A 25,248-nucleotide genomic window follows, 5' to 3' on the forward strand; every position below is an offset into this window, starting at 1 on the left:
ATGAAACGAAAGAATTAGCCAAAGGATTTCTTATGAGCAATACCGATGCTTCTGGAGACAAGCGGGTGTCAGGCACCAGCGAAAGGCGTGAGCAGATTATCCAGCGGTTGCGGCAGCAAGGAAGCGTACAGGTGAACGATCTTTCGGGATTGTTTGGCGTTTCCACGGTGACGATCCGCAACGATCTGGCGTTCCTGGAAAAGCAGGGGATCGCCGTTCGCGCCTATGGTGGCGCATTGATTTGCGACAGCAATACGCCAGGCGTGGAGCCTTCCGTCGAAGATAAAAGCTCACTGAACACGGCGGTGAAACGCAGTATCGCCAAAGCGGCCGTGGGGTTGATCAAACCGGGTCACCGTGTGATCCTGGACTCCGGCACCACGACCTATGAGATTGCGCGTCTGATGCGTCAGCATACCGATGTGATTGCGATGACCAACGGGATGAACGTCGCCAATGCCTTACTGGAAGCGGATGGCGTGGAGTTGTTGATGACCGGTGGTCACTTGCGTCGTCAGTCGCAGTCGTTTTATGGCGACCAGGCCGAGCAGTCGTTGCAGAATTATCACTTCGATATGCTGTTTCTGGGCGTCGACGCCATTGATTTAGAGCGGGGCGTCAGCACCCATAACGAAGACGAAGCCCGACTGAATCGCCGGATGTGTGAAGTGGCGGAACGGATTATCGTGGTCACTGACTCCAGTAAATTTAACCGCTCGAGCCTGCATAAAATTATTGATACCCAACGTATTCACACCATCATTGTCGATGAAGGCATTCCCGAAGAGAGCCTGAAGGAGTTTCATCGCAGCGGCGTTGAGGTCATCATCGTCTAAGCGGCATCGTTAAAATTCAAAAATGTGATGTCCTTCAATTAAGCAAAAAGAAAAATGTCAGCGGGTTTTTGCCGAACCCGCTTTCGTTTTTTCACTGATTTTTCGTCTCCTTCTCCCGCTCACCTGTCCTGCACGCTTTTCGATCTTTCGCATTTTTCATTTTCGGTTTAGATAAAACGAAAGAAAAACAGGCTTTTTTGTCAAAATCCGCGCTGCGGACGTGTTCACAAATTCGCCTTAAGTCTTCTGATTTAATATATTAAAAAGAAAACGAAAGCGATAAATCGCTAAAACATAACAATATGCAATGGAGCAAAAGCAATGCTGGATAACTTAAGACGTCGCGAGCAAATAATAGATCTGTTATGCGATCAAGGTAGCGTTCGTGTCGAACCCCTGAGCGTGCATTTCGGCGTCTCAAGCGTCACGATCCGCAATGACTTACGTTATCTCGAGCAGAAAGGCTGCGTCATGCGTTCCTATGGCGGCGCCGTATTAAATCAACACTTTGCCCTCGATCGCCCCTTACAGGACAAAGACCGACTGAACCGCGATGTGAAATCGCGGATTGCCGAAAAAGCGGCCAGTTTTGTGAAAGATGGTGACACGCTGATTCTCGATTCCGGCTCGACCACCACGCTTATTCCTCCGTTGCTTAAGAGTCGTCGCGATCTGGTGGTGATGACCAACGCGCTTAACATTGCCTGGGAACTCGCCAATTTTGAACGGGTGGATGTCATGATATTAGGGGGAAATGTCAGGCAAAGCGTTTACTCGCTGTACGGCCCTTCAGCGGAACATCAGCTCAGACAGTATCGGTTTGATAAGCTTTTTTTGGGCGTTGATGGATTTTGTCTGGAGGCCGGGATCACCACGCCGCATCCAGGGGAAGCGCACCTTAACCAGGTGATGTGTCAGGTGGCGCAGGAGGTTACGGTCGTCGCGGATTCCAGCAAGTTCGGCCGCAAAAGTTTTTGCATGATCAGTGAAATCAGCGGTATTGACCGGGTGATTACCGACAGCGGTATCCCGGAACATTACCATCAGGCGCTCAGCCAGATGGGGGTGGATGTCGTTATTGTGGATGAATAAGGGAGAACGCCGGCAAAAGCGCGTTTTGCCGGCGATCGCTTAGTGCATCAGTGCATCCTGTTCGACCAGTAACAGGGCGGCACCGCGTACGCCGCTGGATGCGCCATGCACGGCCGGGAAGACATTTGCGGGGGCCAGTCCGGGGAAGAGATAGCGTGACATGGCGCCTGGCAATAAGGAGTAAATTTCCTCAATGTTGGAGACGCCGCCGCCCAGAACAAAGGCGTCAACATCCAGAATGAGCTGCAACTGCGCCAGCGTACAGCCCAGCATATCAATCCACGCCTCAACCGTGGCGACGGCGCTGGCGTTGCCATGACGGTAGTTTTCCAGCAGCGTTTCCATTTTGAGCTGTTCCCCGCTGAAGTGCTTATGCAGCCAGAGTAAACCGGGACCGGACTGATAGCGCTCCAGACAACCCTTTAAGCCGCAGCCGCACGTGATCTCCGGCAGGTTATAACGGCGCATAAAGGTGGCGGGCAGCGGTAAATGCCCAAACTCGCTGGCCATCCGGTTGCGCCCACGATACAACTGCCCGTCGATCACCAGTCCTCCGCCCATACCGGTGCCGATAATGGCGCCAAAGATTCGCGAGAACTGACGAGCCTGCTGGGTATGCGCCTCCGACAGTGCGAAGCAGCAGCAGTCATTGTCCAGGGCCACCGAGCGGTTGAGTCGGTGTGCCAGATCGTCCATCACCTGCCGTCCGGTCAGGCAGGGGACGTTTGACGACAGCAGCTTTCCGGTATGCCTGTCCATCAGCCCTGGCATGCCAATGCCTATTTTGCCCTGCATTCCCGTTGCCCAGTCGGCGGTATCGATGAGCGAGGTAAAGGTCGAGAGAAAGAGTTCGTAATCCTGAACCGGCGTGGCTACGCGCTTGCGCCAGCAAACCTGCATTTCCTTATCAAAGGCGACAATTTCAGTTTTTGTGCCGCCAATATCAACACCGTAAAACATGCCACATCTCCTCGAACTTCACAGTGTAACCAGACAGTTTTCCTTGCGAGCGCGCTCTGCGGCAAAGACCATTAAGTGACTTTCCAGCGATTCATCCGGGCCGGAGAGAATCATACTTTGATCGCCCGCCATCACGGCGTGAATAAAGCGATCCATCAGATAATAATCCCCGCCGCCATGGCCTCCCATCTGGGTCTGCGTGCCTGCGGCGATCTCATCGATCGTGTAGAGCGTCTCGCTGTCCGTCAGAAAATCAAACACCCGGATCTGCTCGCCATTGCCCTCGAGATAGCCTTTCGTACCGAAAAGACGCGTCTTTCGATCTTCCATACGGGTAAAGGCGGTCATGGTGAACGTCACGGTTTGCTGATGCGCGAAACGCAAGTTGACCACCTGATGATCCACCACGTCGTTATCACAGCGATAAACGCAGCGGCCATACGGACCCTCGCGCAGCGCCTGACGGACGTTTTCCTCGGTGGGATCCGCCGTCAGCACGCGACGGAAATGTGGCGTGCATTTGTGATCCTCGCCAAGATAAATTTTGCAGGCTGACCAGGGGCAGGTCGCCTCAACCTGGCAATCCAGGCAGCGGTCGGCGGCGCCCTCCGGCTGATTCTCCTTCACGAAATGACTCAGGTTGCCAAATGAGGTCACATCCTGACAGTGGTCGCCCATGATGTAGCGGATCCAGTCCATATCGTGGCAGGATTTCTGTAACAGCATAAACGACGATTCCGCTTCGTTACGCCAGTTGCCGCGAACGAAAGAGTGCGCCTGGTGCCAGTAACCTACCGGCTCGAGATGCTGCATACTGACGATATCGCCAATCACCCCGCAGTCGAGCAGGGACTTGAGTTTTTGCGTGTAGCGGGTGTAGCGCAGAACGTGGGCGACACCCAATAAGACGTTGTTGCGCTTCACCGCAGCAATAATGGTGCGGCAATCTTCCGGCGTGGGGGCGATCGGTTTTTCCAGCAAAATATGATAGCCGAGGTCGGCAAACGCGACGGCAGGCTCTTTGTGCATCGTATCCTGAGTACAAATCAGTACGACGTCTGCCATTCGCGGGCGGGCCGCCGCCTCTTTCCAGTCGCGAAAGATGTTTTCCTGCTCAATTTTATGCTGAGCGACAAATTGTTGGCGATACGCGTCTCTGGGTTCCGCCACGCCGACCACCTGCATGCGGTCCGGATGCTCAAGCGCGTAGCGAGAATAGATTTCGCCGCGCGCGCCTGCACCCACCACTAACACAGTCACTTTCTTTGCACACATATAAGCCTCTCATTTTGCCCTCGCCTGAATTCGCGTTGTTCTGCGCTGTGGGGCATTAAAAAATAAACTGAAATTTCTTGCGCCTGCTGATGACGTTTGCGCCATCAGGCTCCGGCTAAATTCTCTTCATCCTGCTTATCGAATAAAAAGGCGGCTTCGAGATTGAATTTCACCTTGATCGATTCGCCGGGCAGCGGACTCCAGTCCGGTGACGAATTGACTCGCAGGATCATTTGTTGCGCGCCGATATCGAAATGCAGGAGATCTTCATTGCCCATTCTTTCCACGTTGGTGATCCGGGCGTCGAAAGCCGCAGGATCATTGTGCTGCGCCAACTGAATCGCCTCCGGACGAATGCCAAACCAGACGCTGTCGTGCGGATAATTCGTCAGTTGGGAGGCCAGTCGTGCGGTTAACGGCAAGGTTAGCGTGTCATCCAGACGGAGTCCGTGCGTAGCCGGGTCGAGCGCCAGAAGATGGATATTCATCGCCGGATTACCAATAAAGCCCGCCACGAATTTATTCTTTGGCTGATGGTAGATATTGCCCGGCGTGTCGACCTGCATGATCCGTCCACCGTTGAGCACGCAAATGCGGTCACCCATGGTCATCGCTTCAATCTGATCGTGTGTGACATACACCATTGTCGCGTTCACCCCTTCGTGACGCAGTTGGCGGTGAAGTTCCGTCAGACGCACGCGCATCGACACGCGCAGTTTGGCGTCGAGATTGGACAACGGCTCATCAAACAAAAACACCTCAGGCTTACGCACAATAGCCCTGCCAACGGCAACGCGCTGACACTGGCCCCCTGAAAGTTGACCGGGTTTTTTATCGAGAAGCGCTTCGATTTCCAGTTTGCGCGCGGCTTCCCGTACGCGAACCTCTATCTCCTGCTTGTCCATTTTGCCCTGCAGGCTGAAGGCCATATTTTTGTAGATTGTCATGTGGGGATAGAGGGCATAGTTTTGAAAAACCATCGCCACGCCACGTTCTTTTGGCAGCAGATCGTTGACGCACCGTTCGCCAATTGAAATATGGCCATGAGTAATCTCTTCCAGACCGGCGATCATGCGCAGTAACGTTGATTTTGCGCAGCCGGATGGCCCGACAAAAACCATAAATTCGCCATCGTGAATTTCAAGGTCAACGCCATGAATCGCCTGGAAGCCATTCGGATAGATTTTGCCTACTGACTGTAATTGAATGCCTGACATAACAATGCCCCTTATCCTTTAATTCCGGCACCGGCGATGCCACGAATGAAATAGCGCTGGAAGAAAATATAAAGTAACAACATGGGGATAATCGCGAGCAACGCCCCCGCCATGAGCATGGGATACTCCACCCCGGCGCGACCTGAGAGCGAGGCCAGGCCCACCGGCAGCGTCATTTTGTCCATTGAGGTATTGACGATGAGCGGCCACATTAAGTTATTCCAGCTCCACAAACCGTTAATAATGACGCAGGCGATAAGCCCCGGTTTAATCAGCGGCAGCATGATTTTGAAAAAGATCGTTAAATGGTTATAGCCATCCATAATGGCCGCTTCTTCCAGCTCTTTCGGTACGGACAGAAAAAACTGACGCAATAAAAAGGCGCTATAAATACTGAATAATCCCGGCAGCACCAGGCCTGGAATCGAGTTCAGCAGACCTATTTTCTCGATCGTTAAAAATTGCGGGATCAAAAAGATCTGTCCGGGAACCATCAGAATCGAAATGCAGAGCATAAAGAGGAGATCGCGCCCTTTAAAACGCAGGCGGGAGAAACCATACGCCGCCATCGCGGCAATCAGCGTTTGTAAGATGACGATAACCAGCGTGGAAACGATCGAGTTAAAATAAAAGCTGCCGAATGGCATCTCATGCAAGATTTTATCGTACGCCTGAAACCCCGGATTGGCGGGCAGCAGGATTGGCGGAAAGGCAATACTTTCCGCCTGGGTTTTAAACGAGGTGATGATCATCCAGATAAAGGGAACCACCGTGACCAGCGTCGCCAGGATCATCAGGCCATAAATCAGCCATTTTTCACGTTTTGTCATGAACATAGTGGTTGCCTTACTGAGCTTTAAGCCGTTTGCCTATCCATATCTGCAGCAGGGTCAGTACCATCGTGATAACGAAAATCACCACGGCAATCGCAGAGGCGTACCCTTTTTCATGGTAGATAAAGGCGTATTTATAAAAGAGATAAGCGATAGTCATGGTCTGCTCGTCCACCATCGAAGAACTGCCAAACAGCAGATACACCACATCGAATATTTGCAGCGTTTCGATAAACGAAATCACCAGAACAAAGAACAGCGTCGGGATCATTAATGGCAGGGTAATCGACCAGAAGCCGCGCAGTTTACTGATGCCATCCAGGGACATGGCTTCATAAATCTGCTTCGGGATCCCCTGCAATCCGGCGAGCAGAATGATCATCTTCAGGGCGATAGCCGACCAGATAATGACCAGTGAGGCGCTCAGACGGACAATATCCGGATCGGACAGCCAACCAATGGCGGGAATATCGAAATAAGCCAGGATCTGATTGAGCAAACCGAAATTACGGTTCATCAACCACTGCCAGACCATCGCAATGGCGGCAGGCATCGTGACGGCCGGAAGAAATAACAGCGTACGGAACAGCCACTGACCGCGAATTGCCTGGTTTAAACCAATCGCCAGCAGTAAAGACAGGACCGTGATCACCGGCACACAAATAAAGACATAGGCCAGTGTGTTAACGATCGCCGAACGGAATTCATCATCGCTGAATAAATTAATGTAATTATCCAGACTGATTGTCGTCCAGATCTGAAACTCGCCCAGATCGGTAAAACTGTAAAATACGTTCTGGAAGAACGGCGTAAAGTAAAAAATAACTAATCCTGCCAGCAGTGGCAGAATCATTATCCACCCCCAGAAACGTTCTTCTTTTTCCAGTCGGGTCAGGGATTTCTTATTAGGTTCCCTGGCCGATAACGGCGGAGAGGCCGCTTCATCTGAATAGCTCATACAGACTCCGGGATGCTCACTTTACAAACAATAAATGGGTTAACGCAGGAGAGGTGAGAGGGAGCAAGGCTCCCTCACTATTATTTCTGCATTTCACGCTCAACGCGTTTTGCGACACCCGGCATAACCTGTTGCGGATCATTTCCCATCCAGACTTTTTTCAGCCCGTCGTTGAGAATGCTATTCCATTTCGCGGTATTGGATCCGGCGGTGGGATATTTATGAGAAAATGCCAGTGAATCGATATAGGCGGAAACATCAACATCCTTAAAGCCTTCCGCCCACGCTTTGGCGACTTTCTGATTGGCCGGAATCACCACTTTGCCCGCCGCCAGCGTTTGCTGCGCATGTTCTGAACTCATAAATTCAATGAATTTCCAGGCGGCCTCTTTATGCTGGCTTTTGGCCGACATGGCGAATGCCAGGCTATGAGAGACGCCAGCCTGTTCTGCCATTTTGGGCATCGGGACTACGCCGACATGATCGTTAATCAGTTCGTTCTGCGAGAACGGCAGCGCCCACCAGGAGCCCGCGTAGATCATCGCCACCCGGTTGGACTGGAAGACGTCGGCGGCTTTCATTTCGCCTGGCGGCTGGAGCAATCCTGCCTTCAGCATTCCCTGAACGTCGCGATACATGGCGATCGCGTTGTCGCTGGCAACGTCCGTTTTACCCTCTGGCAGGACAATCTGAGTGCCGGCCTGGAGCAGCAGGTTAAAGTAACTGTCCTGACCGCTGCCGAGATCCATCGCCAACGGATAAGAATGCTGATCCAGATTTTTACGTAACTGTTCCGATTTCTGTTTTAAATCGTCCCACGTCCAGTTTTTATCGGGATAGGTTACGCCAGCCTGATCAAACATTTTTTTGTTATACCAGACGGCAATCGCGTCGATATCACGTGGAATAGCGTATTGCGCAGATTGGTACTGATAAGCATCGACAGAGCTTTTCACGAAATCATCAAGATTTGGTGATGATTTGTCTTTTAAATAAGGGGTCAGTGGTTCCAGCATGCCGTTTTTAACGTACTGCTGAAAATTCGGCATATTCATCCAGAATACATCCGGCGCCACATTTCCCCCGACCGCTGAACTGAGTTTTATGAAATATTGATCATAGGGCGTTAGTTCAATTTCAACTTTCACACCGGGATTGTTTTTTTCAAACTCATTAACCAACTGCTGTTCGCCGGGAAGTTGATTTCGATCCCATAGCGTGTAGCGTAATTTAACGGGTTTATCTGTCGTCTGGCCTTCTGCACTGGCAACCGCCGGCGCGGCCAGTAAACAGGAAAAAAGGCATGCCAGGGCGACATTATTTTTATTCAAGGTATACATAACTTCCCTCTTTATTCGGGTCAGAATGTCGGTGAGGTAAATTACAGAAGCCATTGAATCTTGTGTTTAACAAAGGGGAAAGTCAAAGGGGGAAAAATGAGGGAATTATCGCATTAAAACAGCCCGGCTTTTCGGTAGGTTTCTCTTTTATCAAAACGAAAAGAGGGCGAAAAGAGAGGGCTCAGACATTATTCTTTCTTTCAACGGGTTAGGATTTTTACACCAACGAAAATCGAAAAATGGCGGGCGAAAAATTAACCTTCAAAACTGCGAGCACTATCACCTTATCTTTCGCGGACAGAAAAGAAAAAACGGGGATTAATCCCCGTTTTCTCGGTTGCTTTCGTTTCGAAAATATCAGGTCACTGGCGCCGGGTTAAATACGGCCAGCTGATTGTGAAGTCCCCATTGATCGGAGAACGTTTTCTTACGGCCGCTGGCGACATCGAGAATAAACTCAAACAGTTTCTGACCGACTTCCTCAATGGTCTCTTCGCCCGTGGCGATGGTGCCCGCATTGATATCCATTAAATCGTACCAGCGATTTGCCAGTTCGGTACGGGTTGCCATCTTAATCACCGGCACGGCCATCAGGCCGTAGGGGGTACCGCGACCCGTGGTGAACACCTGGACGGTGATCCCGGACGCGACCTGCTGTGTGCCGCAGACAAAATCGCTGGCGGGCGTTGCGGCATAAATCAGACCGCGTTTGGTCGGGCGCTGACCCGGAGAGAGCACTTCGACAATCGCGCTTTTACCGGATTTCGCAATTGAGCCCAGCGCTTTTTCCACCACATTCGCCAGACCACCTTTTTTGTTACCCGGGGAGGGGTTAGCGCTGCGATCGGTTTTCCCCATATCGAGATAATTGTCGTACCAGGCCATCTCTTCCAGCAGACGTTTACCCACCTCTTCGTTGATGGTGCGCGGCGTCAGCAGATGAATCGCATCACGCACTTCGGTGACTTCGGAGAACATCACCGTGGCGCCGCAGCGTACCAACAGGTCAGAGGCGTAACCCACCGCCGGGTTCGCCGTCACGCCGGAAAACGCATCGCTGCCGCCGCACTGCATGCCGACGACCAGTTCAGAGGCCGGGCAGGTTTCGCGCTGGCGCAGATTCAGCTTAGCCAGATGGCGCTCAGCGACCTGCAGGATATCATCGACCATAGAACGAAAACCTACATGCTTCTCGTCCTGAAGGCTGACGATGCTGGCGCTGTCGACCGGAATACTTTGCACATCGTCAGTACCTTCCAGTAAACGCTCCGGCTGTAGTTTTTCACAGCCCAGGCCAATGACCATCACTTCGCCGCCAAAGTTTGGGTTCAGCGAGATGTTATGGATGGTACGAATCGGCACCACGGCTGCCGGAGCGTTAATTGCCACGCCGCAACCGTACAGGTGGTTAAGTCCGACCACACCATCGACGTTCGGGTATTTAGGCAGCAGATCGCGCTCAATGATTTTGACGACATAATCCACCACGCCCGCCACGCAGTGCACGCTGGTGGTGATACCGAGCAGATTCTTGGTGCCTACGCTACCATCGGCGTTGCGGTACCCTTCAAAGGTATAGCCTTCCAGCGGCGGCAGCGGTTCAGGTACTTTGGTCGCCAGTGGCAGAGTGTTCAACGGCGGCGCTTTCGGTAGCTCAACCATGGATTCATCAATCCAGCTTCCGCGCGGAATGTCGCGCATGGCGTAGCCGATCACTTCACCGTAACGTACGATTTCGCCATGAACCGGAATATCCACCAGCGCGACTTTATGTCCCTGTGGAATATGTTCAATCAGCTCCAGTCCATCCGGGAATCGCGTCCCGGCTTTCAAACCATTGTCATTAACAATGATCGCCACATTATCTGTCTCGTGGACCTTTATATAAAATGCGCTCGGCGATTCTTGTCTGATTTCGATGTTGGCCATTGTCCAGTATTCTCCAGCCGGGGTGATATTAATATAGAGAGTTATGCGAATCTGATTATTAAAATAAGGAAGATCTGTCGTGAAATAAGGATGTCAGGAGTTCAAAAATAAGAATGTGATCCAGATCACTCGTTATGGCGAAAGCCCTGCTATCAGGGGCGGTAAAGCGTAAATATGTGCATCAGCGCCCAGCGTTATGTGCATTTGCTCAAGATATTATTTGTAATTAACGTTGTTAATGAGCATCCGCACAATGCGTAATGCTTTCCGCCTGATTATACTGAATCACGAAATAAGTATCTGTACTTATTAATAAGCGATAGCGTCTGTCATCAATAAATAATAATAAAAATGTCTGCTTAAGTGCCTGAGGTAAATAAAATGATCCTGGATACAGTTGTAGAAAAAAAGAAAGGTACGCATACCCGCTATTTAATTCTGCTGATAATTTTTATTGTTACAGCGGTTAACTACGCGGACCGGGCGACGCTATCCATTGCCGGTACCGAAGTTGCTAAAGAGTTGCAGTTGAGCGCCGTGTCAATGGGCTACATCTTCTCTGCATTTGGCTGGGCCTACCTGCTGATGCAAATCCCCGGCGGCTGGTTGCTCGATAAGTTTGGTTCGAAAAAAGTTTACACCTACAGCCTGTTCTTCTGGTCGCTGTTCACCTTCCTGCAAGGCTTCGTGGATATGTTCCCGCTGGCCTGGGCGGGGGTTTCCATGTTCTTTATGCGCTTTATGTTGGGGTTCTCGGAAGCGCCTTCGTTCCCGGCAAACGCCCGTATTGTTGCGGCCTGGTTCCCGACCAAAGAGCGTGGAACCGCGTCGGCAATCTTTAACTCTGCTCAGTATTTCTCGCTGGCACTGTTCTCGCCGCTGCTGGGCTGGTTGACCTTTGCCTGGGGCTGGGAGCATGTCTTCACTGTGATGGGCGTGATCGGGTTTGTCCTGACGGCGCTGTGGGTCAAACTGATTCATAACCCCACCGACCACCCGCGGATGTCCGCAGAAGAGTTGAAGTTCATCTCTGAAAACGGTGCGGTCGTGGATATGGACCACAAAAAACCGGGCAGCGCAGTGGCAAGTGGTCCAAAACTGCATTACATCAAGCAGTTATTGACCAACCGCATGATGCTTGGCGTGTTCTTCGGACAGTATTTCATCAACACTATCACCTGGTTCTTCCTGACCTGGTTCCCGATTTACCTGGTTCAGGAAAAAGGAATGTCGATCCTGAAAGTGGGTCTGGTGGCTTCGATTCCGGCGCTGTGTGGTTTCGCTGGCGGCGTACTGGGCGGCGTGTTCTCGGATTATCTGATTAAGCGCGGTTTTTCTATCACCGTTGCGCGTAAGCTGCCGATTGTGCTGGGAATGCTGCTGGCCTCCACCATCATTCTGTGCAACTACACCGACAACACCGCGCTGGTGGTGACGCTGATGGCGCTGGCCTTCTTTGGTAAAGGATTTGGCGCACTGGGCTGGCCGGTGATTTCAGACACCGCGCCGAAAGAGATTGTGGGCCTGTGCGGCGGAGTATTTAACGTCTTTGGCAACGTGGCGTCTATCGTAACGCCACTGGTTATCGGTTACCTGGTAAGTGAACTGCATTCCTTCAACGCCGCGCTGGTATTCGTTGGCTGTTCCGCGCTGATGGCCATGGTGTGCTACCTGTTTATTGTCGGTGACATTAAACGTATGGAACTGCAGAAATAATTAACGGTTAAGTGACAAGGTAAAAGTGATGAATAACGACATCTTCCCGAACAAATTCAAAGCAGCGCTGGCTGCGCATCAGATTCAGATTGGCTGCTGGTCAGCGCTGGCAAGCCCCATCAGCACCGAAGTCTTAGGACTGGCGGGCTTCGACTGGCTGGTGTTGGATGGCGAGCATGCGCCAAATGATGTCTCCACCTTTATTCCACAACTGATGGCGCTGAAAGGCAGTTCCAGCGCGCCGGTTGTGCGTGTACCGACCAATGAGCCGGTGATTATCAAGCGTCTGCTGGATATCGGTTTTTACAATTTCCTGATCCCGTTTGTTGAAACAGAAGAAGAGGCGGTGAACGCCGTTGCGTCGACACGCTATCCGCCAGAAGGGATCCGTGGCGTGTCCGTATCGCATCGCGCCAACATGTTTGGTACCGTCCCGGATTACTTCGCGCAGTCCAACAAAAATATCACCATCATTGTGCAGATTGAGAGCCAGCAGGGCGTGGATAACGTCGATGCTATCGCCGCCACCGAAGGCGTCGACGGTATTTTCGTTGGCCCAAGCGATCTGGCTGCGGCGTTAGGCCACCTCGGCAATGCGTCTCATCCTGAGGTGCAGAAAGCCATTCAGCACATCTTTGCCCGTGCAAAAGCGCACGGTAAACCGAGCGGCATTCTGGCGCCGGTTGATGCCGACGCACGTCGCTATCTGGAATGGGGTGCCACGTTTGTTGCTGTCGGCAGCGACCTGGGCGTGTTCCGTTCCGCCACGCAGAAACTGGCTGATTCCTTTAAGAAATAACCACCACCGAAACAAGAGAGATAATTGATATGACTATGAAAGTTGGTTTTATTGGCCTGGGTATCATGGGTAAACCAATGAGTAAAAACCTCCTGAAAGCAGGTTACTCGCTGGTGGTTTCTGACCGTAATCCTGAAGCGATCGCTGACGTTATCGCGGCAGGCGCAGAAACCGCTTCTAACGCCAAAGCGATTGCTGAGCAGTGTGATGTGATCATCACCATGCTGCCAAACTCTCCGCACGTGAAAGAGGTTGCGCTGGGCGAAGGCGGCATTATCGAAGGGGCGAAACCGGGGACGGTACTGATCGATATGAGCTCCATCGCGCCGCTGGCGAGCCGTGAGATCAGCGACGCGCTGAAAGCCAAAGGCATCGACATGCTGGACGCACCGGTGAGCGGCGGTGAGCCGAAGGCGATCGACGGTACGCTGTCGGTGATGGTTGGCGGCGACAAGGCGATTTTCGATAAATACTACGATCTGCTGAAAGCGATGGCGGGATCCGTTGTTCATACCGGTGATATCGGCGCGGGTAACGTTACCAAGCTGGCGAACCAGGTGATTGTGGCGCTGAACATTGCCGCGATGTCTGAAGCGCTGACCCTGGCAACCAAAGCCGGCGTAAACCCGGATCTGGTTTATCAGGCGATCCGTGGTGGCCTGGCGGGCAGCACCGTCCTGGATGCGAAAGCGCCGATGGTGATGGATCGTAACTTCAAGCCCGGTTTCCGTATCGATCTGCACATTAAAGATCTGGCAAACGCGCTGGATACGTCTCACGGTGTTGGCGCTCAGCTTCCGCTGACAGCGGCCGTTATGGAGATGATGCAGGCGCTGCGTGCTGACGGCCTGGGAACCGCCGACCACAGTGCTCTGGCGTGCTACTACGAGAAACTGGCGAAAGTGGAAGTCACTCGCTAATGACCTTGTGCCCGGATAGCGCGTCGCAGTCCGGGCCTGGATTGTTGGCCGGATAAGTAAAACGCCATTCGGCGTTGTGCAGTAACAGGCGATCATCATGAAAATCGTAATTGCCCCAGACTCTTATAAAGAAAGCCTCTCTGCTACTGAGGTAGCTCAGGCGATAGAAAAAGGATTTCGGGAAATTTTCCCCGATGCGCAGTATGTTTCCGTTCCGGTCGCCGATGGGGGCGAGGGGACGGTTGAAGCCATGATTGCCGCCACGCACGGTTCTGCACATTCCGCTCTGGTGACCGGACCGCTGGGTGAAAAAGTGAATGCCAACTGGGGCATGTCAGGCGATGGAAAGACCGCGTTTATCGAAATGGCGGCCGCCAGCGGACTGGCGCTGGTTCCCCCCGACAAACGTAACCCCCTGATTACCACTTCTCGTGGCACTGGGGAGCTTATTTTGCAGGCGCTGGACAGTGGGGCAAGCAATATTATTATCGGCATTGGCGGGAGTGCGACCAATGACGGCGGTGCCGGGATGGTTCAGGCGCTGGGTGCGAAGCTGTGTGATGCCAACGGAACTGAAATTGGCTACGGCGGCGGCAGCCTGAACACTCTCAACACCATTGATGTGTCTGGTCTGGATCCGCGCATTAAACAGTGTGCTATTCGCGTTGCCTGTGATGTGACCAATCCACTGGTAGGCGAACAGGGAGCCTCGCGGATCTTCGGTCCGCAAAAAGGGGCGACGGAGCCGCTGATTCTCGAACTGGACCGCAATCTGGCTCACTACGCGGATATCATTAAAAAATCACTGGGTGTGGATGTGAAAAACGTCCCAGGCGCAGGCGCGGCGGGTGGCATGGGGGCGGCGCTGATGGCATTTCTCGGCGCGGAGTTGAAAAGCGGGATTGAGATCGTCACTCAGGCGCTCAATCTGGAAGAACATATTCACGACTGTACGCTGGTTGTGACCGGTGAAGGGCGCATCGACAGCCAGAGCATTCACGGCAAAGTGCCGGTGGGCGTGGCGAACGTGGCGAAGAAATACCACAAGCCGGTGATTGGTATTGCGGGCAGTCTGACGCGGGATGTCGGCGTGGTACATCAATATGGTATCGATGCCGTATTCAGCGTATTGACCAGTATTGGTACTCTGGAAGAGGCCTTTCGCGGCGCATTTGACAACATTTACCGGGCGTCGCGAAACATTGCGGCGACGCTGGCGGTGGGAATGCGCAGTGCAGGGTGACAAGGGCGTGCAAACCCTCTATACTGCGCGCCGAAGCTGACCAGACAGTCGCCGCTTCGTCGTCGTCCCCTTCGGGGGAGACAGGCGGAGGGGAGGAAAGTCCGGGCTCCATAGGGCAGGGTGCCAGGTAACGCCTGGGGGGGAAACCCACGACCAGTGCAACAGAGAGCAAACCGCCGATGGCCCACGCAAGTGGGATCAGGTAAGGGTGAAAGGGTGCGGTAAGAGCGCACCGCGCGGCTGGTAACAGTCCGTGGCACGGTAAACTCCACCCGGAGCAAGGCCAAATAGGGGTTCATAAGGTACGGCCCGTACTGAACCCGGGTAGGCTGCTTGAGCCAGTGAGCGATTGCTGGCCTAGATGAATGACTGTCCACGACAGAACCCGGCTTATCGGTCAGCTTCACCACTTTAAAAACCCCGCCATCAGGCGGGGTTTTTGCTTTGTAGATGATGTAGATGAATGACTGTCCACGACGCTATACCTGAAAGAAAGCGGCTTATCGGTCAGCTTCACCACTTTAAGAACTCCGCCATCAGGTGGGGTTTTTGCTTTTGTAGGGTTGGGTGGCGAAGGTCAGATGAATGACTGTCCACGACGCTACACCAAAAGAAATCGGCTTATCGGTCAGCTTCACTATTTCCACGTAAAAACTCGCTCCGGCGGGTTTTTACTTTTATAGGCTGCAAAAACTTACAGGCAGCTACAACGCTGTTGCCTGATGGCGTTTCGCTTATCAGGCCTACGAACAGCACACTAAATCCTCCAGGCCGGATAAGATGCGATAGCTTCGCCATCCGGCATGGTTTTGAGCTGCTTGCAGATAAGAGATTTCTGGTTCTGTGAGCATCAACACAAAACGCTGCCAGTGATGACTTTGGCAAGAGAAACGAAAAGCAAACGTTCTCTTGTCTAAAATTACACACTAAAAAAAATGAAAATGTCAGTGTTAATACGTTGTTGTAAATGATAACTGTTTGTGTGCTTATATTTAATTAATGATAAATTCAATGTTTCTTTACAAACAAATAAGGCAAAAAAACGTGATGTATAACGTTATTTAACCCAACTTATGTCCTGGATATAATTATATTTGATAAATTACTTATTAAATTTAATGAACAAATTGACCATTAACTACGCGATAATTGCTTGAAATATCGTCATTCCTCATTTTTAGAGGTGAGGGGAAAATAACGTGTGTTATCGCCATAAAATATAGTTATCCCCCCCTATTTTTTTGACAAAAATCAGACTAAAGTGACATGGTATTTTTATAACTAATTGAATGTAAATGATTTATTTATTTACAAATAACCCCTTGAAATATAGGTGAAGGCAATTTGTGAGTGGTCGCACATATCCTGCTTCATGTAATTTGTTACACTTCACGCCGTCAACAAAGTTATTAACGCAGGTCGATATGAATACGTTTGCTCTCCCAAAAACACAGCAGTTGGTGGTCTTTCAGGAAGTAATCAGAAGCGGTTCTATCGGTTCTGCGGCAAAAGAATTAGGGTTAACTCAGCCAGCTGTTAGTAAAATCATTAACGATATTGAAGCTTATTTTGGCGTTGAGTTGGTGGTTCGCAAAAATACCGGCGTCACCTTAACCCATGCCGGGCAGGTTTTACTCTCCTGGTCCGAATCCATCACCCGTGAGATGAAAAACATGGTGAATGAGATGAACAGCATGACCGACAACACGGTGGTTGATATCTCATTCGGGTTTCCTTCGCTGATTGGCTTTACCTTTATGTCCGATATGATCCAGAAGTTCAAAGAGGTCTACCCAAAATCACAGGTCTCCATGTATGAGGCGCAACTCTCCTCATTCCTGCCGGCGATCCGCGACGGACGACTGGACTTCGCGATTGGTACGCTCAGCGATGAAATGAAATTGCAGGATCTGCACGTCGAGCCGCTCTTTGAGTCGGAGTTCGTACTGGTGGCGAATAAGTCCCGAACATGCACCGGCACCACCACACTGGAATCGTTGCAGAACGAACAGTGGGTGTTGCCACAAACGAATATGGGCTACTACAGCGAACTCCTCACCACCCTGCAAAGAAATGGCATCAGCATTGAAAACATCGTTAAAACCGACTCTGTTGTGACCATTTACAATCTTGTTCTCAATGCTAATTTTCTGACAGTGATTCCATGCGATATGGCCGCACCTTTTGGTTCGAACCAGTTTATTACTCTCCCTGTAGAAGAATCGTTACCCATTGCGCGCTATGCCGCAATATGGTCAAAAAACTATCGTATTAAAAAAGCCGCATCGGTTTTGGTTGAATTAGCCAAAGAATATTCATCTTATAAAGGTTGCAGACGAAAGCAATTAATTGAAATTAACTAACCGATTAAATTTAATTTAATCCTCAATTCATACCATCGTTCTTAATATCAGACGTTGGTTACGGCTATCTATTACTTTACTATCAGGTAAGAGGTTACAATGCACATTACTTACGATCTCCCGGTTGCCATTGAAGATATCCTCGAAGCAAAAAAACGACTGGCGGGGAAAATATATAAAACAGGCATGCCGCGCTCAAACTATTTTAGTGAGCGGTGCAAAGGGGAAATATTCCTTAAGTTTGAAAACATGCAGCGTACCGGCTCATTTAAAATTCGTGGCGCATTTAACAAACTCAGTTCATTGACGGATGCGGAAAAACGCAAAGGCGTTGTCGCGTGTTCAGCGGGTAACCACGCTCAAGGGGTTTCCCTCTCCTGTGCGATGCTGGGCATTGATGGCAAAGTGGTGATGCCGAAGGGCGCGCCGAAATCGAAAGTGGCCGCTACCTGCGACTACTCGGCGGAAGTGGTGCTGCACGGCGATAACTTCAACGACACCATCGCCAAGGTCAGTGAGATTGTCGAAATGGAAGGGCGTATTTTTATCCCACCCTATGACGATCCGAAAGTCATTGCCGGCCAGGGCACTATCGGCCTGGAAATTATGGAAGACCTGTATGACGTCGATAACGTGATTGTTCCTATCGGCGGCGGCGGTTTAATCGCCGGTATTGCTATTGCCATAAAATCTATTAACCCGACCATTAAAGTGATTGGCGTGCAGTCTGAAAACGTACACGGCATGGCGGCGTCTTATCAGGCTGGAGAAATAACCACGCACCGAACGACCGGCACCCTGGCGGATGGTTGTGATGTTTCCCGCCCGGGTAAATTAACTTACGAAATTGTGCGTGAATTAGTGGATGACATTGTCCTGGTCAGCGAAGACGAAATTCGTAACAGCATGATTGCTTTAATTCAACGCAACAAAGTGGTGACAGAAGGTGCAGGCGCACTGGCATGTGCTGCTTTATTAAGCGGGAAATTAGATGCCTATATCCAGAACAGAAAAACGGTCAGCATTATTTCTGGCGGCAATATCGATCTTTCCCGTGTATCGCAAATTACGGGTTTAGCAGACGCATAAACCCGGCTATTAATCTCTTCGTTGAGGATAGGATATGAGTACTACTGACAGCATTGTATCCAGCCAGACAAAACAGTCGTCCTGGCGTAAATCAGACACCACCTGGACACTGGGTTTATTTGGTACTGCCATCGGCGCCGGGGTGTTGTTCTTCCCCATCCGCGCAGGATTTGGCGGTTTAATCCCCATTCTTTTGATGTTGGTACTGGCGTACCCCATCGCGTTTTATTGCCACCGTGCGCTGGCGCGTCTGTGTCTGTCCGGGTCAAACCCGTCCGGCAACATCACGGAAACGGTTGAAGAGCACTTTGGTAAGACGGGCGGCGTGGTCATCACGTTCCTCTATTTCTTCGCGATTTGTCCGCTGCTGTGGATTTATGGCGTCACCATTACTAACACGTTCATGACGTTCTGGGAAAACCAGTTGCAGATGCCGGCGCTGAACCGTGGTTTTGTGGCACTGTTCCTGCTGCTGCTGATGGCGTTCGTTATCTGGTTTGGTAAGGATCTGATGGTTAAAGTGATGAGCTACCTGGTATGGCCGTTCATTGCCAGCCTGGTGCTGATCTCGCTGTCGCTGATCCCTTACTGGAACTCTGCGGTGATCGATCAGGTCGATATCAGTAATATCGCCTTAACCGGTCACGATGGCATTCTGGTCACCGTGTGGCTGGGGATTTCCATCATGGTGTTCTCGTTCAACTTCTCGCCGATCGTTTCGTCTTTCGTGGTCTCTAAGCGTGAAGAATACGAGAAAGATTTTGGCCGTGAATACACCGAGCAGAAATGTTCTCAGATCATCTCTCGCGCCAGCATGCTGATGGTCGCTGTGGTCATGTTCTTCGCCTTTAGCTGCCTGTTCACGCTCTCTCCGGCAAACATGGCAGATGCGAAAGCACAGAACATTCCGGTATTGTCTTATCTGGCAAACCACTTCGCTTCCCTGTCCGGAACGAAGTCGACTTTCGCCACCGTGCTGGAATATGGCGCCTCGATTATTGCGCTGGTTGCCATCTTCAAATCCTTCTTCGGTCACTACCTGGGAACGCTGGAAGGGCTGAATGGTCTGGTGCTGAAGTTCGGTTACAAAGGCGATAAAACGAAGGTTTCCTCCGGCAAACTTAACACCATCAGCATGATCTTCATCATGGGGTCTACCTGGATTGTGGCTTATGCCAACCCGAACATTCTGGACCTGATTGAAGCGATGGGTGCGCCAATTATTGCCTCACTGCTGTGCCTGTTGCCGATGTATGCCATTCGTAAGGCACCGTCGCTGGCGAAATACCGTGGCCGTCTGGATAACGTGTTTGTCACCGTCATCGGTCTGCTGACCATTCTGAACATCGTGTACAAACTGTTTTAATCCTTAAGCTCAGGATGAGCGGAGTAGTGAAATGAATGAGTTTCCGATAGTTCTGGTTATTAATTGTGGATCGTCTTCAATTAAGTTTTCAGTACTCGATGCAAATAACTGCGACGTATTAATGGCAGGTATTGCGGATGGTATTAACTCGGAAAATGCGTTCTTATCTGTAAATGGAGGTGAGCCAGTCACACTGGCTCACCACAGCTACGAAGGCGCATTAAAGGCGATTGCGTTTGAACTGGAAAAACGTAATTTAAATGACAGCGTGGCCTTAATTGGCCACCGTATTGCTCACGGCGGAAATATCTTTACCGAGTCAGCGATTATTACTGATGAGGTTATTGACAATATTCGCCGTGTTTCACCCCTGGCGCCGTTACATAATTACGCCAATCTGAGCGGAATTGAATCCGCACAGCATCTGTTCCCCGGCGTCACCCAGGTGGCGGTGTTTGATACCAGCTTCCATCAGACCATGGCGCCAGAAGCGTATCTGTATGGCCTGCCGTGGAAGTATTTCGAAGAGCTGGGCGTGCGGCGCTATGGCTTTCACGGAACGTCGCACCGCTATGTTTCTCAACGCGCGCATGAACTGCTTGCGCTGTCCGAACAGGACTCCGGCCTGGTGATCGCCCACCTCGGCAACGGCGCGTCAATTTGTGCCGTCCGTAATGGTCACAGCGTCGACACCTCAATGGGGATGACGCCGCTGGAAGGGTTGATGATGGGTACGCGTAGCGGCGACGTGGACTTTGGCGCGATGGCGTGGGTCGCCAGCGAAACCCACCAGACTCTGAGCGATCTGGAGCGGGTAGTGAATAAAGAGTCCGGTTTGCTCGGCATTTCTGGCCTGTCGTCCGACTTAAGGGTGCTGGAAAAAGCCTGGCATGAAGGACATGAGCGGGCACAGCTGGCGATTAAAACCTTTGTTCACCGCATTGCCCGTCATATTGCCGGACATGCCGCTTCGTTACACCGTCTGGACGGCATTATTTTTACCGGTGGTATTGGTGAGAACTCGGTATTAATTCGTCGTCTGGTGGTTGAGCATCTGGCGGTATTGGGGGTGAATATCGACAGCGACCGAAATAATCTGTCGAATTCTCATGGCGAGCGCATTATTTCCGCCCCTGATGCCCGGGTTATTTTCGCCGTGATCCCGACGAACGAAGAAAAAATGATTGCGCTCGATGCGATTCAATTAGGCCGCATTAACGCAGCCGTGGAATACGCCTAATTTATTTGTTGTTCTGTAGAGAGATTATTTTTCATGAAGGTAGATATCGATACCAGCGATATGCTGTATGCCGAAGCATGGCTTGGCTTTAAAGGTACGGACTGGAAAGAAGAAATTAATGTCCGTGATTTTATTCAGCACAACTATACGCCTTATGAAGGGGATGAATCCTTCCTTGCGGATGCAACGCCTGCAACTACGGCATTGTGGGAAAAGGTGATGGCGGGCATTCGTATCGAAAACGCGACCCATGCGCCGGTCGATTTCGATACCAATATTGCGACCACCATTACTGCGCACGATGCGGGTTACATTGAGCAGGAACTGGAGAAGATTGTCGGTCTGCAAACGGATAAGCCGCTGAAGCGTGCGCTGCATCCGTTTGGCGGCGTCAACATGATCAAAAGCTCGTTCGATGCTTATGGTCGTGAGATGGATCCGAACTTCGAGTACCTGTTCACCGAACTGCGTAAAACCCACAACCAGGGCGTTTTTGACGCCTATTCTCCGGACATGCTGCGCTGCCGTAAATCCGGTGTGCTGACCGGTTTGCCGGACGGCTATGGTCGTGGGCGCATCATCGGTGATTATCGCCGTGTGGCGCTGTACGGCATCCGCTATCTGGTGCGTGAGCGTGAGTTGCAGTTCGCCGATCTCCAGTCAAATCTGGAGTGGGGACAGAGTCTGGAAGCCACGATTCGCCTGCGTGAAGAGCTGGCGGAGCACCGTCGTGCGTTGCTGCAAATGCAGGAGATGGCGGCGAAATATGGCTGCGATATCTCTCGCCCGGCGCGTAACGCGCAGGAAGCGGTACAGTGGGTCTATTTTGCCTATCTGGCGGCGGTGAAATCGCAAAACGGCGGCGCGATGTCGCTGGGTCGCACCGCATCGTTCCTCGATATTTATATCGAGCGCGATTTCAATGCCGGGATCCTGACAGAGCAACAGGCGCAGGAGTTGATCGACCACTTCATCATGAAGATCCGGATGGTGCGCTTCCTGCGTACGCCGGAGTTTGACACGCTGTTCTCCGGCGATCCGATCTGGGCGACCGAAGTCATCGGCGGGATGGGGCTGGATGGCCGCACGCTGGTGACCAAAAACGCTTTCCGTTACCTGCATACGCTGCACACGATGGGGCCGGCACCGGAGCCAAACCTCACCGTGCTGTGGTCAGAAGCGTTACCCATCGCGTTCAAAAAATATGCCGCGCAGGTCTCTATCGTCACCTCGTCACTGCAATATGAAAACGACGATCTGATGCGGACCGACTTTAACAGCGATGATTACGCGATCGCCTGCTGCGTGAGCCCGATGGTTATCGGTAAGCAGATGCAGTTCTTCGGTGCGCGCGCCAACCTCGCCAAAACGCTGCTGTACGCAATCAACGGCGGGGTGGATGAGAAGCTGAAAATTCAGGTGGGGCCGAAAACCGCGCCGCTGCTGGACGACGTGCTGGACTACGACACGGTGATGGACAGTCTGGACCACTTTATGGACTGGCTGGCGGTGCAGTACATCAGCGCGCTGAACATCATTCACTACATGCACGACAAGTACAGCTACGAAGCGTCGCTGATGGCGCTGCACGATCGCGACGTCTATCGCACGATGGCGTGCGGGATTGCCGGGCTGTCGGTGGCGGCGGATTCACTTTCTGCAATCAAGTACGCGACGGTGAAACCGGTTCGCGACCATAACGGGCTGGCGGTCGATTTCGTGATTGAAGGGGAATATCCGCAATACGGCAATAACGACGAGCGCGTGGATAGCATTGCCTGCGATCTGGTTGAACGCTTTATGAAGAAAATTAAAGTGTTGCCGACCTACCGGAACGCGGTACCGACGCAGTCGATTCTGACTATCACCTCCAACGTGGTGTACGGACAGAAAACCGGGAATACCCCAGATGGACGCCGCGCCGGAACGCCATTTGCGCCGGGCGCTAACCCGATGCACGGGCGTGACCGCAAAGGTGCTGTCGCCTCGCTAACCTCCGTGGCGAAACTGCCGTTCACCTACGCGAAGGACGGGATTTCGTACACCTTCTCGATTGTGCCTGCGGCACTTGGGAAAGAGGATCGGGTGCGGAAAACCAACCTGGTCGGGCTGCTCGATGGTTACTTCCACCATGAAGCGCATGTGGAAGGTGGTCAGCACCTGAACGTTAACGTAATGAACAAGGAAATGTTACTGGATGCCATTGAACATCCGGAAAACTATCCGAACCTGACGATCCGCGTCTCCGGCTACGCTGTGCGCTTCAACGCGCTCACCCGTGAGCAGCAGCAGGACGTCATTTCGCGTACTTTCACCCAGGCGATGTAACGTTATCGGGGCGGTCTGCGGATCGCCCCGATTCACTATGCGTATAAAAACCTGGTCTCCACTGAACGAGTCCGAGGGTCTAGAAATGATTAGCGCATTCGATATTTTCAAACCTGGCATTGGTCCATCCAGCTCCCATACCGTAGGGCCGATGAATGCAGGAAAACGGTTTATCGATCAACTGGTCAGCAGTGGAAGCTTATCGCGCACGACGCGCATGTCGGTTGATCTGTATGGTTCACTGTCGCTGACCGGAAAAGGCCACGCGACCGATACTGCCATTATGATGGGGCTGGCCGGAAACACTCCGCAAAGCGTCAACATTGACGCCATCCCCGCGTTTATTGACGAGGTGACCCGTACTGGCCGCTTGCCGGTCGCTGAGGGGTTACATGTCGTCGATTTCCCGGTTACCGACAGCATTGTTTTTCATGGTGAAACGCTGCCACGGCACGAGAACGGTATGCGGATCACCGCCTGGGAAAACCAGGAGACGCTGCTGAGTAAAACCTACTACTCGATTGGCGGCGGGTTTATCGTGGAGGAAGAGCGCTTTGGTCAGGCGCACGACGTGGAAGCGCCGGTCCCTTATGATTTTCATTCCGCCAGCGAGCTGCTGAAACTGTGCGAGCGCAATGGCCTTTCAGTCTCCGGGCTGATGATGCAAAACGAACTGGCGCTGCGCAGCAAGGTGGAGATTGATGCCGGATTTGCTCAGATCTGGGAAGTGATGCACGCTGGCATAGAACGCGGGATGAATACCGAAGGCGTCTTACCCGGCCCGCTGAATGTACCGCGCCGCGCGGTAGCGTTACGCCGTCTGCTGGTCTCCAGTGACAGTCTCTCCAGCGACCCGATGAACGTCATCGACTGGATCAACATGTTTGCTCTCGCAGTCAGTGAGGAGAATGCGGCGGGCGGGCGCGTGGTCACTGCGCCCACCAACGGGGCATGCGGTATTATTCCAGCCGTTTTGGCCTATTACGATAAATTCCGTCGTCCGCTGAATGCCAACTCCATCGCCCGCTATCTGCTGGCGGCCGGGGCCATTGGGGCGCTGTACAAAATGAATGCGTCAATTTCCGGGGCGGAAGTCGGCTGTCAGGGGGAGATCGGCGTGGCCAGTTCAATGGCGGCGGCGGGGTTGACCGAACTGCTGGGCGGTAGCCCGGCGCAGGTTTGCATCGCGGCGGAAATTGCTATGGAGCACAACCTCGGCTTAACCTGCGACCCGGTCGCCGGGCAGGTGCAGATCCCGTGTATTGAGCGTAATGCGATCAACGCAGTCAAGGCGGTCAACGCCGCACGTATGGCGCTGCGCCGTACCTCCGAGCCGCGTGTCTCGCTGGATAAGGTCATCGAAACGATGTACGAGACGGGTAAGGACATGAACGATAAGTACCGCGAAACATCACGCGGTGGTTTAGCGATCAAAGTGGTGTGCAGTTAGCTAACGCCAGAAAGTTTGCCGGATGACGGCTGTCGCCTTATCGGGCCTACACGTTCATCGTTCGTAGGCCCGATAAGCTTGCGCCATCGGGCATTTGGTTGTTTTGCCGGATGACGGCTGTCGCCTTATCCGGCCTACACGTTCATCATTCGTAGGCCCGATAAGCTTGCGCCATCGGGCATTTCATTCATTTCAGCCATCTGGAAAGCACACTTTGGTGTGCTTTTTTGTTGTGATCTCTTTCAAATTTAGAAAAAAATGACATATAAACGTTTTTAAATAGAAAAAATTTCT

19 protein-coding genes and 1 other RNA gene are annotated in these 25,248 nt (G+C 52.0%); 13 read left to right on the forward strand and 7 right to left on the reverse strand.

Annotated elements, in window-relative coordinates:
- The first annotated feature begins 32 nt into the window (after positions 1–32).
- Together AL479_RS12040 and agaR are read left to right on the forward strand one after the other, a co-directional pair.
- Complete coding sequence (locus AL479_RS12040; RefSeq protein ID WP_061076212.1) at positions 33–836, forward strand: DeoR family transcriptional regulator; 804 nt, start codon at positions 33–35, stop codon at positions 834–836.
- A gap of 321 nt (positions 837–1,157) precedes the next feature.
- Positions 1,158–1,928: a transcriptional repressor AgaR gene (agaR, locus tag AL479_RS12045; RefSeq protein WP_042998253.1), complete on the forward strand. Its 771-nt coding sequence runs from the start codon at positions 1,158–1,160 to the stop codon at positions 1,926–1,928.
- 39 nt (positions 1,929–1,967) lie between these two features.
- Here the strand turns inward: agaR and AL479_RS12050 are convergent, their stop codons facing one another.
- From AL479_RS12050 to garD, 7 genes are all read right to left on the reverse strand, one after another.
- Positions 1,968–2,888, reverse strand: coding sequence for an ROK family protein (locus AL479_RS12050; protein ID WP_061076213.1), 921 nt, complete (start codon positions 2,886–2,888; stop codon positions 1,968–1,970).
- An 18-nt stretch (positions 2,889–2,906) separates the two neighbouring features.
- Positions 2,907–4,163 carry a Gfo/Idh/MocA family protein gene (locus AL479_RS12055; RefSeq protein ID WP_061076214.1) on the reverse strand — a complete coding sequence of 419 codons (1,257 nt, stop codon included), beginning with the start codon at positions 4,161–4,163 and terminating at the stop codon, positions 2,907–2,909.
- A 104-nt stretch (positions 4,164–4,267) separates the two neighbouring features.
- Positions 4,268–5,380 (reverse strand): ABC transporter ATP-binding protein, encoded by a 1,113-nt coding sequence (locus tag AL479_RS12060; protein ID WP_061076215.1) that lies wholly within the window; start codon positions 5,378–5,380, stop codon positions 4,268–4,270.
- Between the two features lie 11 nt (positions 5,381–5,391).
- Positions 5,392–6,216: a carbohydrate ABC transporter permease gene (locus AL479_RS12065; protein ID WP_061076216.1), complete on the reverse strand. Its 825-nt coding sequence runs from the start codon at positions 6,214–6,216 to the stop codon at positions 5,392–5,394.
- A gap of 10 nt (positions 6,217–6,226) precedes the next feature.
- Positions 6,227–7,171 carry a carbohydrate ABC transporter permease gene (locus tag AL479_RS12070; RefSeq protein ID WP_061076217.1) on the reverse strand — a complete coding sequence of 315 codons (945 nt, stop codon included), beginning with the start codon at positions 7,169–7,171 and terminating at the stop codon, positions 6,227–6,229.
- An 80-nt stretch (positions 7,172–7,251) separates the two neighbouring features.
- A complete protein-coding gene (locus AL479_RS12075; RefSeq protein ID WP_061070612.1) occupies positions 7,252–8,511 on the reverse strand; it encodes an ABC transporter substrate-binding protein in 1,260 nt (419 codons plus the stop codon).
- Positions 8,512–8,868: 357 nt separating this feature from the next.
- Positions 8,869–10,440, reverse strand: coding sequence for a galactarate dehydratase (garD, locus tag AL479_RS12080; protein ID WP_061076218.1), 1,572 nt, complete (start codon positions 10,438–10,440; stop codon positions 8,869–8,871).
- A 381-nt stretch (positions 10,441–10,821) separates the two neighbouring features.
- Here garD and garP point away from each other — a divergent pair, with 381 nt between their 5' ends.
- From garP to tdcG, 11 genes are all read left to right on the forward strand, one after another.
- Positions 10,822–12,156 (forward strand): galactarate/glucarate/glycerate transporter GarP, encoded by a 1,335-nt coding sequence (garP, locus tag AL479_RS12085; RefSeq protein ID WP_058587539.1) that lies wholly within the window; start codon positions 10,822–10,824, stop codon positions 12,154–12,156.
- A 28-nt stretch (positions 12,157–12,184) separates the two neighbouring features.
- Entirely contained in the window at positions 12,185–12,955 is a 771-nt protein-coding gene (gene garL / locus AL479_RS12090; RefSeq protein WP_042998245.1) for a 2-dehydro-3-deoxyglucarate aldolase, read from the forward strand.
- 29 nt (positions 12,956–12,984) lie between these two features.
- Positions 12,985–13,875: a 2-hydroxy-3-oxopropionate reductase gene (garR, locus tag AL479_RS12095; RefSeq protein WP_042325204.1), complete on the forward strand. Its 891-nt coding sequence runs from the start codon at positions 12,985–12,987 to the stop codon at positions 13,873–13,875.
- A 97-nt stretch (positions 13,876–13,972) separates the two neighbouring features.
- Positions 13,973–15,118, forward strand: a complete 1,146-nt coding sequence (gene garK, locus AL479_RS12100; RefSeq protein ID WP_061076219.1) for a glycerate 2-kinase — start codon at positions 13,973–13,975, stop codon at positions 15,116–15,118.
- Positions 15,119–15,150: 32 nt separating this feature from the next.
- Positions 15,151–15,527: RNase P RNA component class A (rnpB, locus tag AL479_RS12105), an RNA gene on the forward strand.
- Positions 15,528–16,542: 1,015 nt separating this feature from the next.
- Entirely contained in the window at positions 16,543–17,481 is a 939-nt protein-coding gene (gene tdcA, locus AL479_RS12115) for a transcriptional regulator TdcA (RefSeq protein ID WP_061076220.1), read from the forward strand.
- A 99-nt stretch (positions 17,482–17,580) separates the two neighbouring features.
- Entirely contained in the window at positions 17,581–18,570 is a 990-nt protein-coding gene (gene tdcB, locus AL479_RS12120) for a bifunctional threonine ammonia-lyase/L-serine ammonia-lyase TdcB (protein ID WP_042998242.1), read from the forward strand.
- Between the two features lie 34 nt (positions 18,571–18,604).
- Entirely contained in the window at positions 18,605–19,936 is a 1,332-nt protein-coding gene (gene tdcC, locus AL479_RS12125) for a threonine/serine transporter TdcC (RefSeq protein ID WP_061076221.1), read from the forward strand.
- 31 nt (positions 19,937–19,967) lie between these two features.
- The gene (gene tdcD, locus AL479_RS12130) at positions 19,968–21,176 is read left to right on the forward strand and encodes a propionate kinase (protein ID WP_061076222.1); all 1,209 of its coding nucleotides are present in this window, start codon (positions 19,968–19,970) and stop codon (positions 21,174–21,176) included.
- Positions 21,177–21,209: 33 nt separating this feature from the next.
- Positions 21,210–23,504: a formate C-acetyltransferase gene (gene pflB / locus AL479_RS12135; RefSeq protein WP_061076223.1), complete on the forward strand. Its 2,295-nt coding sequence runs from the start codon at positions 21,210–21,212 to the stop codon at positions 23,502–23,504.
- An 85-nt stretch (positions 23,505–23,589) separates the two neighbouring features.
- Positions 23,590–24,954, forward strand: a complete 1,365-nt coding sequence (tdcG, locus tag AL479_RS12140) for an L-serine ammonia-lyase (protein ID WP_061076224.1) — start codon at positions 23,590–23,592, stop codon at positions 24,952–24,954.
- Positions 24,955–25,248 lie beyond the last annotated feature (294 nt).

This window comes from Citrobacter amalonaticus, assembly GCF_001559075.2.
In the GTDB taxonomy this organism is placed as follows: Bacteria; Pseudomonadota; Gammaproteobacteria; order Enterobacterales; family Enterobacteriaceae; genus Citrobacter_A; species Citrobacter_A amalonaticus_F.

Bases quoted from the DNA above. Each gene is read 5' to 3' on its own strand.
- AL479_RS12040 (WP_061076212.1), top strand. From the start codon at position 33: ATGAGCAATACCGATGCTTCTGGAGACAAGCGGGTGTCAGGCACCAGC.
- agaR (WP_042998253.1), top strand. From the start codon at position 1,158: ATGCTGGATAACTTAAGACGTCGCGAGCAAATAATAGATCTGTTATGC.
- AL479_RS12050 (WP_061076213.1), bottom strand. From the start codon at position 2,888: ATGTTTTACGGTGTTGATATTGGCGGCACAAAAACTGAAATTGTCGCC.
- AL479_RS12055 (WP_061076214.1), bottom strand. From the start codon at position 4,163: ATGTGTGCAAAGAAAGTGACTGTGTTAGTGGTGGGTGCAGGCGCGCGC.
- AL479_RS12060 (WP_061076215.1), bottom strand. From the start codon at position 5,380: ATGTCAGGCATTCAATTACAGTCAGTAGGCAAAATCTATCCGAATGGC.
- AL479_RS12065 (WP_061076216.1), bottom strand. From the start codon at position 6,216: ATGTTCATGACAAAACGTGAAAAATGGCTGATTTATGGCCTGATGATC.
- AL479_RS12070 (WP_061076217.1), bottom strand. From the start codon at position 7,171: ATGAGCTATTCAGATGAAGCGGCCTCTCCGCCGTTATCGGCCAGGGAA.
- AL479_RS12075 (WP_061070612.1), bottom strand. From the start codon at position 8,511: ATGTATACCTTGAATAAAAATAATGTCGCCCTGGCATGCCTTTTTTCC.
- garD (WP_061076218.1), bottom strand. From the start codon at position 10,440: ATGGCCAACATCGAAATCAGACAAGAATCGCCGAGCGCATTTTATATA.
- garP (WP_058587539.1), top strand. From the start codon at position 10,822: ATGATCCTGGATACAGTTGTAGAAAAAAAGAAAGGTACGCATACCCGC.
- garL (WP_042998245.1), top strand. From the start codon at position 12,185: ATGAATAACGACATCTTCCCGAACAAATTCAAAGCAGCGCTGGCTGCG.
- garR (WP_042325204.1), top strand. From the start codon at position 12,985: ATGACTATGAAAGTTGGTTTTATTGGCCTGGGTATCATGGGTAAACCA.
- garK (WP_061076219.1), top strand. From the start codon at position 13,973: ATGAAAATCGTAATTGCCCCAGACTCTTATAAAGAAAGCCTCTCTGCT.
- tdcA (WP_061076220.1), top strand. From the start codon at position 16,543: ATGAATACGTTTGCTCTCCCAAAAACACAGCAGTTGGTGGTCTTTCAG.
- tdcB (WP_042998242.1), top strand. From the start codon at position 17,581: ATGCACATTACTTACGATCTCCCGGTTGCCATTGAAGATATCCTCGAA.
- tdcC (WP_061076221.1), top strand. From the start codon at position 18,605: ATGAGTACTACTGACAGCATTGTATCCAGCCAGACAAAACAGTCGTCC.
- tdcD (WP_061076222.1), top strand. From the start codon at position 19,968: ATGAATGAGTTTCCGATAGTTCTGGTTATTAATTGTGGATCGTCTTCA.
- pflB (WP_061076223.1), top strand. From the start codon at position 21,210: ATGAAGGTAGATATCGATACCAGCGATATGCTGTATGCCGAAGCATGG.
- tdcG (WP_061076224.1), top strand. From the start codon at position 23,590: ATGATTAGCGCATTCGATATTTTCAAACCTGGCATTGGTCCATCCAGC.